Here is a 9,935-nt window from a genome sequence, read left to right on the forward strand (position 1 = left end):
ATGCCCCAATCTGCTCATTGGAACCCGGATCTTGTCCGCCAAACTGGTTACAGGGAAAACCCAAGACTTCCAGACCTTGATCTTTGTACTTTTCATACAACTTTTCAAGACCTGCAAACTGGGGCGTAAAACCGCATTTACTGGCAGTATTTACGATTAATAAAACCTTACCTTCATAATCGGTAAATGATTTATTTTTTCCATCTAACAACTCAGCCTCAAACTGATAAATGCTGGTCATGGATATGTTTCCTCATCATTTTTTTCTTGTGTTTTTAATTCTAAAGAAGCTGAATTTACGCAATAGCGCAATCCTGTAGGTTGTGGACCATCTTCAAAAACATGGCCTAAATGTGCGCCACAATGATGGCAAACAATTTCGGTTCTGACCATACCATGTGTCGTATCAGAATGTTCTTCAATTGCAGAATTATTTAAGGCTTTATAGAAACTTGGCCAACCACAGCCACTGTCGTATTTTGTTTCTGAGCTAAACAACGGCTCACCACAACAACGGCAGACATAAGTACCATCTTGTTTTGTGTTCCAGTATTTACCTGTAAATGCAGGTTCTGTTCCCTTTTGACGTGTAATACGGAACTCTTCAGGTGATAACTCTCTTTGCCATTCTCGGTCTGATTTATTGAGTTTTCCCATGGCTAAGTACCTTCTTTCTTACTATTTAAAATAAAATAATCCTATATTTACGTTATTCATATTTAAATTTCTAGTCTTTAGTTAACATTTTACAAAAGACCTATAATTTCTATAAAAAGCAAAAAGTAAGCAATTTTTAAAAACAAAGTGAGCAATTTCTTCGAGAAATGCTTTTTCGTGAGCAAATTTAGTGTTACTCTTTGTCATAAGCTTGCTTAGGATTAAAAAATGTCGCAAAAAAAGAGCGTTATTTTTAAAAATTTGCTTCCTGTGATTAAACAGTATCAACAGGCAGGATTTACGCACGAAAAAATTGTTGCTTTACTTCGGGATGAACACAATCTTGATTTAGTAACAACTGAGACATTTAAAAGTTATTTATATCGTTATGCAAAAGTGACCTCCACTCCTTCCGAGAACATCAAAATGCCGAACACTTTCCAAACCCCTCGCGAAATTAAGAAATCGTCTAAGCTCGAGCATGTATGCTACGACATTCGCGGACCTGTGTTACGAGCGGCCAATGAAATGGAAGAAGCTGGTCACAAAATTATTAAACTGAATATCGGTAACCCGGCCCCATTTGGTTTCGAAGCGCCGCAAGAAATTATTAATGATGTCGCTTTAAACCTGCCCAATGCGGTAGGTTATACCGATTCAAAAGGGATTTTTCCTGCACGTAAAGCCATTTGCCAGTATTATCAGCAAAAAGGCATTCTCAACATGCACGTCAATGACGTGTATATCGGTAATGGCGTGTCTGAACTGATCGTGATGGCCATGCAAGGCTTGCTGGATGATGGCGATGAAATGCTGGTTCCAATGCCAGACTATCCATTATGGACCGCTGCGGTGAACCTCTCTGGCGGTACCGCCATTCACTATAAATGTGACGACGAAAACTTCTGGTATCCAGACATTGCCGATATGGAAAGTAAAATCACGCCCAATACCCGTGGTATCGTGATTATTAATCCAAATAACCCAACAGGTTCGGTTTATCCTCGTCATGTACTGGAACAAATTGTTGCCTTAGCGAAGAAATATGACCTGATTTTATTTGCTGACGAAATTTACGACAAAATTGTTTACGATGGCATTGAGCATGTTTCTGTGGCTGCACTTGCTGGTGACCAGTTGTGTATTTCATTTAATGGTTTGTCTAAAGCTTATCGTATTGCGGGTTTCCGTTCAGGCTGGATGGCAATTACCGGTGATAAATCACGTGCCATGGATTACATTGAAGGCTTAGACATGCTGGCTTCTATGCGTCTATGTGCCAACCATCAGGCGCAATATGCCATTCAAACAGCTTTAGGCGGTTATCAGTCAATTAATGACCTGATCCGTCCGGGTGGCCGTTTATATGAGCAGCGCAACATTGCCTGGGAAATGCTGAATGACATTCCAGGTGTATCTTGCGTGAAACCTGAAGGTGCCATGTATTGTTTCCCTAAACTGGATCCGGAAGTATATCCAATTCAGGATGATGAAAAATTCATGCTCGATTTATTACGTGCTGAAAAAGTGCTACTGGTCCAAGGAACCGGTTTCAACTGGCCAACTCCCGATCATTTCCGTGTGGTGTTCTTACCTGCCGAAAATGAACTGCGTGAAGCGATTACCCGTTTAGGCCGTTTCCTGGCAAAAATGCGTTAATCTAAAATGCTAAAAAAACCGCGCTATATAGCGCGGTTTTTTTATGATTGCAATTCGTTATTAGTCTTTAAGCGGATTGCCATATTGCTTTAAATATTCAATACCCAATTGCCGTGAACCCTGATCATTAATGTGATTGGTGTCTTTATCCCGGTATAAAGGCACATGATTAATCATAATTTTACATTCCTGCTGATTACACATCACCTTGGTCGGATCAATGATTTTCAGGTTAGGGTATTTCAGCTTCGCTTCGGCAACAATTCGATTGAATTGTTTGAGCTGTGCTTCATAATTTTTTCTGGACACAGTACATTGGGCATGGGTATTTAAAATTTCGTTGCGAAGATTACAATCTGCCGGCACTCCGTCTTGGTCTAGACGAGGTACATCATTCAGCAGAATCACCTGCTCACTGGATTGATAAGCTATTTCCAGAGCCTTCATAAAACCACTTTTGAAGATTGCGGCATTGGAATGATGCACACCATCTTCAAGTTTCACTTCATCACTAAAATACGGCACATAGGAACCTGCCAAGATAATGGTTCGGTAATGTGTTTTAGCAAGATGCTCTGTAATGGCTTTATTTCTGAATGCAAACTTGTCGAGTTTTTTCCATCCATTGAAATTGACGTCTGAACGCTGCACCCCAGGTAAATAGAAGGTTGAACTTTGCGTAACGTCATAGCCGCGCAAATGTGCATCTTTCGCCCATTTATCCAGCATAGCGGTATAACCGTTGGCATGAGAATCGCCAATCAATAGAAAGTCAATGCTGGCTTTCGGTTGGCCCAGCACACACTCATTCGGATCGGGTAAAGCTTTCGGATCCTCAGTATCCATACATTTATAGCGGATCACATGCGCAAATGAATTAAGTGCTTCTTGTTTGAGATAAACAGAATGTGGAAACCGGTCTGGAAAACCTTTATTGATATTGATGGTCTTGGCAAGAGCAATAAAACTTATGGCTGGCACGAGAAAACCAATGAGAATCACTTTGTAATTCGCTGCCATCACAAAACGTTTGGTTGGTTTTTCAATCAGTTGATAAGTTAAAAATGCCAATATCATGGATAGCAGTACAATCACCACCTGATTTTCAGTATTTAATGGCCGCATATAAATGCCGAATAACACGATAATGGGCCAGTGCCATAAATATAAAGGATAAGAAATTTTCCCAATCCAGCTACTCAAGCGGTTGCTCAGTAATAGATTATTGGATGAGGCACCTTGCCCAAGATAAATAATGAATGCTGTTGCCAAACACGGAATAAACGCCATAAGGCCCGGAAATGGAGTTTGCTCATCGAAGTAAATGGCTGCTGTAAATAACGCGATTAAAGCGATCCAAACCAGACTTTGCTGGATTATTTTTGGCAAATTTAACTGCGGTAAAAAACAAATTAATGCACCAATCAGCAACTCAAAAGCACGTACTGGCATACTGTAATAAGCCTTTTCTGCATTTTGAGTCAACTTGTGCTGGGCATAAAATACTAAGCTGATGATTAACGCGGTCACTATAGCTAAGGTTTGTTTACGGGAAACTTTTCCTACAAACAGCAATAACAATAAAGGCCAGAAAATATAGAACTGTTCCTCTACCCCTAGCGACCAGAGATGCAATAAAGGGATACCTTCAGCACTTTGGCTAAAATAATCTCCCACCTTATTGCGCATATAGATATTCGCCATCAGCAGGGTTGCATACATGACACTATCAAAATATTGGGTCAATTCACCAGGAAGCATCACCTGCCAAGCTATCACACTGACCACACTGAGTACCGTAAAATAGGCAGGTGCTAAACGCACCACACGCTTCTTGTAAAAGCGTGCAATGGAAAATCTTTTGGACTGGATATCCTGGGTTAAAATAAGGGTAATTAAATAACCTGAAATCACAAAAAAGACATCAACACCAATATATCCACCGGAAAATAAAGCTATTCCGATGTGATTAAAAATCACCAATAAAACAGCAATGGCCCTTAAGCCATCTATATCAGCGCGATAGGAGAGATTCATAATTTAAAAAAGTACAATAAAGTAGCGGCATTGTATGCCTTTATGCAAAAAATTCAATTTTCAAACTAAAGGGTTTATGTGACCCAATTTTATAAGATTCTTCTTAGATATTACTTCATGATTCAAATGCCGCTGTTTTTATAGTTATTTATTATTTGCTCAGCTATTCAATCTGATTTACTCATGTTATTTATTGAACTCACCTTTTATACCTATTGTGAGTACATGGATGTCCTCAAAAAATATCAAACTCAGTATTTTTCTGTGCTTAAGCATGTGTTTAGGAATTGGTATTTTACGTTTTTCTTATACCGCATTGTTACCCAGCACACGTGAAGCCTTTGACTGGACAACAGGTTTTGCCAGTCTTTTAGGCAGTGCGAATTTGCTGGGTTATTTAATCGGTGCATTTTGGGCTATGCGATTGCCTCAAACTAAAATCATGACGCGATACATTCAGATTGCAGCGATTACCGGTATGTTCAGTTTACTCTGTTGCGCCTTTTCAGATTTTGCCAAAGTCTGGTACATCTTTTGGCGTGTGGTTTCTGGGGTAAGCGGTGGTCTGCTGATGATTCTGTCACCTAGCGTGGTGGCGCAGTGCTGTGATCTTCAGGACCGTTTTAAAATCAATTTTATTGGTTTTAGCGGCATTGGCATTGGAGTTCTGTTGGCAACGCTTTTCTTGCCTTATCTGGACCAAATTTCAACTCAAACGGCATGGCTGATTCTATGCAGCTTTGCACTGATCATTTGTATTGGCTTGAGTTCTTTACTGCAACAGTTTAAACATCAATTGTTCACCCAAGCCAATCAGAGTTCAACAGAAGTCCGATTAAATACCCTGTTCTATAGTTTACTGATTGCCTATGCAAGCAGCGCTTTTGCCTATATTCCCCATTCCTTGTTCTGGATCGATTATCTCAGTCACGAATTAGGACTAAGTTTGTTCTGGATCAACTTTAACTGGATTCTTTATGGCTTAGGCAGCGCTTTAGGAGCTTTTACCGCTTACGCACTAGCGAGAAAATTTGGAAATTTTACTAGCCTGAAAATTCTTTACAGTCTGTATATTATGGCCATTTTTATTGCAACTTTAAGTCTCAACCCTCTCTTGACCTTTGCCTCGTCTTTTTTTACAGGCATGCTCAATCCGGCAGTGGTGTTTTTGACTTCTTATACGATTCTACAACTCTATGGCGTGGCATATAAAAAGTTGTGGAGCATTGCGACGCTGAGTTTTGCCTCAGTTCAACTGATTGGCGGTTTAAGTTTTAGTACCCTGCAACATTTTAGCGTAACCTATCACCAGCAGTTTTTATTAGCTTCTTTTATCTTGTTACTCGGAACGCTGCAACTGGCATGGCATACCCGCTCAAAGCACTGCAAGCGAACCCAACAAACACTCTGAATTTTAAATTTTTTTATGAAGATGGGGCTAAATATGGATAAGGGTTTACAGATCCCTGTCCATTTAAATAGATTCCATAATGCAAGTGTGGCGGGGTATTTTTAGCATTGCCTGTATTACCGACATAACCAATCACCTCACCTGCTTCTACCCAATCCCCGGCTTGAATCTGGTCAGCGTAATTATCCAGATGGGCATAATAATGCCGGCTTAAATCTGGACCAGTAATCCAGACCACTTTGCCGCCTAAATTATTGGTTCCGACCTGAGCTACGATGCCTTGGGTGGTGCTTAATACCGGTGTTCCTCGCTTGGCAAAAATATCAATTCCTTCATGGGTTCGTCCTTCACTTCGTGCTGCACCCCAGGTGTCTTGTATTTGTCGAGCTTTAAAGTTTTCCACCGGCATTGCAAGCTGGGCAGGCAAGTCCGTTTTTTGTAATTGCATATATAAAATGGGATAACGCATGCCTGCTGCTTCACCTGAAGCTGGCGGCTGACAACCTGAAAGCAGTATTAATGCAAGTATTAAACCTGAACAAAAAGTCTGTTTAAACATTTTTCGATGTGGATACATTCATTTCAAGAATTAAAGTGATGTGAGCGATTTCATCTTAAGTTTTTAATTATTTTGAATGAAATATGATTTCTGTAAATATAAAAAAACCCGCAACTCGTACGGGTTTTTCTCGCCTAAGGTATGAGCCTTAAACTTATTCCATATTGTTAATCACGGCCTGACCAAATTCAGAACAACGCAACAAAGTCGCATCAGGCATTAAACGTTCAAAGTCATATGTCACTGTTTTATTCGCAATGGCACCGGAAATACCTTTAATGATCAAGTTAGCTGCTTCATCCCAGCCCATATCACGCAGCATCATTTCCGCAGACAGGATGATTGAACCCGGGTTGACCTTGTCCTGACCCGCATATTTAGGAGCAGTACCGTGAGTCGCTTCGTACATTTGAATTGCTCCACCAATGTTGGCACCAGGCGCAATACCGATCCCCCCTACTTCTGCTGCAAGTGCATCAGAAATATAGTCACCGTTTAAGTTCAGCGTGGCAATCACTGAGTAATCCGATGGACGCATCAGGATTTGTTGCAGGAACGCATCTGCAATGACATCTTTAATAATGATGTCTTTACCGGTTTTCGGGTTTTTGATTTTAACCCAAGGGCCACCATCCAGTAGTTCGCCGCCAAAACGCTCAAGCGCAACTTCATAACCCCATTCTTTGAATGCACCTTCGGTGTACTTCATGATGTTGCCTTTGTGAACCAGGGTCACGCTTGGCTTGTTATTGTCGATTGCGAATTGAATGGCTTTACGAACCAAACGCTGTGTACCTTCTTTAGAGACCGGTTTAATCCCAATTCCGCAGTTCTCTTCGAAACGGATTTTAGTTACACCCATCTCTTCTTTGAGGAATTTAATTATTTTTTTTGCTTCCGGCGAATCAGCTTTCCATTCAATCCCTGCATAGATATCTTCAGAATTTTCACGGAAAATTACCATGTCTGTCAGTTCAGGATGTTGAACTGGAGAAGGTACGCCTTCAAACCAGCGAACGGGACGTACACATACGTAAAGATCTAATTCTTGGCGTAATGCAACGTTTAGAGAACGAATACCACCGCCTACAGGAGTGGTTAATGGGCCTTTAATAGAAACCACAAACTCCCGAAGTGCTTCGAAAGTTTCTTCCGGCATATAAGTGCCATAAATTTTGTCTGCTTTTTCGCCGCAGTAGACTTCCATCCATTCGATCGAACGTTTGCCACCGTAAGCTTTTTGAACCGCAGCATCCACAACGGCTTTCATCGCTGGTGTAATATCCACCCCAATACCGTCGCCCTCAATAAAAGGAATGATTGGATTGTTTGGAACATTGAGTGACAAATCTGCGTTTACGGTAATTTTGCTACCATCCACAGGAACAACGATCTTCTGATAACCCATTGTATAGGTTCTCCCTTTCTATCTAGCGATATCTAAAAATAATTGCCGAATAGGCAATTGTTTCGTCCTTTCTTATCACATAAGAGTTTAATCGAATTCCATTGTGTTTAAGATTTATACTGAAAATAACTACATTTCCCCATTGAATAAAACTTAACCTTTCTTAATTTTTATATAGTTATAGAAGTCATTTCCTATGAAAATCGTCATTCTGAATAAGTATGAATACCTAATTCTGTTTTAATCTATATTTTTCAATTACTTTTAAATTCCGTTTTTGCATCTATGACACATATTTAACCCCAATAAGAAACAAAAATCCCTCAACCTCTAGAATGCGAAGGGTTCTATATACGAGAATACGACCTGTGAAAATTAATGGAAACTTATTAATAAGTAAAACTTAAAACTCTGCCCTATTAAAATCTTCAGAATTTAAATATGCCAAGATGGCTTCACCATTGTCTTTTCCCAGTGATTTTATAGGTAAATAAATTTTTTTATCTCTTTGATTAAGAGCATTGTGATCCGTTATATTTTGAAGGATAACTGCTAACCAAAGTATGAATTCTTTATCCTGATATCTATTTGGTGCAAGAATTAGGTCTACACTCTTGCCATCACTCAGTTTTAGCTGCTCATTTAAATCATCAATATTTGTAAAATCATGTTTAAGTTGGAAATGAGTTTTGCCAATCATGTTTTTAAGTTCCATCAACAGTAAATTTAAATCTTTTGAGCTATCAGAAGAGAATCCATATTTATCCAAAACTCTCTTATAAATTAGCTCGGCTATCTCTATGTATGACATCTTAGCGTTACTTCTTATTCTTAACTCTATCTAAATATATCGAGTTATAAGCATGTTGAGAATAGCTATTACTTAATGACAAAATTCACTTAATTATCTTTACTGATATCAACATTTAGACGTATAAACCTAAATGAAAGTCGAATTAAAAGACCCAAATTTCATTGTAATCTTTAAATTTTAGTCTGTTAAAAAGATAAGCCTATCAATTTTAGAAATAATAAAAGTAATCTTCTTATCTGATGACGTCGGAAGAAATTCACTTTTTCAAATAACATAAAACTAAAAATCTTGTTATATTAATAAGCTCAAAAACAATAAATATAATAATTAATATGAAATACAGTATTTTATCTGCCATTCTAGTATGTTTTTTATTGGCAAGCGCATTTAGCTTTATCGTTGGCTTTTATAAAACCGACCTTATTTTTTTTGCACTAGGAGTATTACTCGCTTTAGCTTCAATCCTCATCTTTTTAGAAATAAAGAACACTAAAAATGATCCTTTCTCCTAAATAGGCATGTTCATTTCAAGTGATACTTGTTTGCTCAAGTCAGGTTTACTTAATCTCTTTCAGGCAATCTCGACACACTTTTATTTCTTCATCATCTACCGTGTAGTCGATTTCGGTTGCGCCATGAAGACCAAACAAACACATTAGAAAGTGCAACATAATTTTCTCCTGTTTATTAAGTGTTTTAAATATAATGAAAAATAAAAATCCTATTTAACTCTCCCAAATCAAATAGGATTTTCAGTTCTCAACATATTCTTCTTGTTGTTAAGTTATTGGAATAACTAAAATATATCACCAACAATTCACTTAAAAAGTATAAGAAATAGTAGTGTTGTGTTTAATGATGTCTTTATTAAGTTATTGTTTATTAACAATTTGGCTGACAAGTAATCAATTTGTTAGTTAAATGTTCTTAGTCTTCTATTCAGATCGCAAAACAGAACAGAACTTCCAACACTACTTTTTCTTTTGTTTCATGCAAAAAAATACCTCCTGGAAAGGAGGCAAGAAATAAAGATAGAAACTACAGCGATAGATTCTAATTACATATTATATATAAGATTAATATTTAATCAATGACAAATTATTACTAGATATTTCAATTTAATAATTAATCAAAATCTATATTTCGCCCCCGATTTAGTATTGATAAGATTGAATCCTTAACGCTTCCTCTGCTTCACTGATAACTCGTTGAATGTTTTCTCTTTCATGTCTTTTAGCTTGAACATATACTGTGGCCATCAAACAAAGAGATCCTGCAACTAAAACTCCAATCAAAATCATTAATCTTTTATTTTGCATATCATTAGTATTATTTATATGTAGACTTATAAATTTACGTTTTTATTAGTAACTTGCAATGATGGAATATA

The 9,935-nt window shown here is 38.0% G+C and carries 8 protein-coding genes; 2 read left to right on the forward strand and 6 right to left on the reverse strand.

All coding sequences use genetic code 11. The annotated features are described in order from the left end of the window. Together B2Y23_RS09630 and msrB are read right to left on the reverse strand one after the other, a co-directional pair. Positions 1-241 (reverse strand): glutathione peroxidase (locus tag B2Y23_RS09630; protein ID WP_291370493.1); only part of this gene is annotated, 241 nt, incomplete at its 3' end. Continuing rightward, entirely contained in the window at positions 238-657 is a 420-nt protein-coding gene (msrB, locus tag B2Y23_RS09635) for a peptide-methionine (R)-S-oxide reductase MsrB (protein ID WP_291370495.1), read from the reverse strand. The genes B2Y23_RS09630 and msrB, both read right to left, overlap by 4 nt. Positions 658-885: 228 nt before the next feature. Here msrB and B2Y23_RS09640 point away from each other — a divergent pair, with 228 nt between their 5' ends. After that, on the forward strand, positions 886-2,316 hold the full coding sequence (locus tag B2Y23_RS09640) for a pyridoxal phosphate-dependent aminotransferase (RefSeq protein ID WP_291355972.1): 1,431 nt from the start codon (positions 886-888) through the stop codon (positions 2,314-2,316). A gap of 60 nt (positions 2,317-2,376) precedes the next feature. Here B2Y23_RS09640 and B2Y23_RS09645 read toward each other — a convergent pair whose 3' ends face one another. Then, entirely contained in the window at positions 2,377-4,353 is a 1,977-nt protein-coding gene (locus B2Y23_RS09645; RefSeq protein WP_291370497.1) for an acyltransferase family protein, read from the reverse strand. Positions 4,354-4,582: 229 nt separating this feature from the next. Between B2Y23_RS09645 and B2Y23_RS09650 the strand changes: the two genes are divergently transcribed. Further along, positions 4,583-5,764, forward strand: coding sequence for a YbfB/YjiJ family MFS transporter (locus tag B2Y23_RS09650; protein ID WP_291370499.1), 1,182 nt, complete (start codon positions 4,583-4,585; stop codon positions 5,762-5,764). 13 nt (positions 5,765-5,777) lie between these two features. Here the strand turns inward: B2Y23_RS09650 and B2Y23_RS09655 are convergent, their stop codons facing one another. From B2Y23_RS09655 to B2Y23_RS09665, 3 genes are all read right to left on the reverse strand, one after another. Beyond that, on the reverse strand, positions 5,778-6,323 hold the full coding sequence (locus B2Y23_RS09655) for a M23 family metallopeptidase (protein WP_291355978.1): 546 nt from the start codon (positions 6,321-6,323) through the stop codon (positions 5,778-5,780). Positions 6,324-6,477: 154 nt separating this feature from the next. Further along, positions 6,478-7,731: an NADP-dependent isocitrate dehydrogenase gene (gene icd / locus B2Y23_RS09660; protein WP_291370503.1), complete on the reverse strand. Its 1,254-nt coding sequence runs from the start codon at positions 7,729-7,731 to the stop codon at positions 6,478-6,480. Positions 7,732-8,134: 403 nt separating this feature from the next. Continuing rightward, positions 8,135-8,542: a hypothetical protein gene (locus B2Y23_RS09665; RefSeq protein ID WP_291355982.1), complete on the reverse strand. Its 408-nt coding sequence runs from the start codon at positions 8,540-8,542 to the stop codon at positions 8,135-8,137. Positions 8,543-9,935 lie beyond the last annotated feature (1,393 nt).

It is taken from the genome of Acinetobacter sp. UBA5934, from assembly GCF_002430855.1.
GTDB lineage: Bacteria > Pseudomonadota > Gammaproteobacteria > Pseudomonadales > Moraxellaceae > Acinetobacter.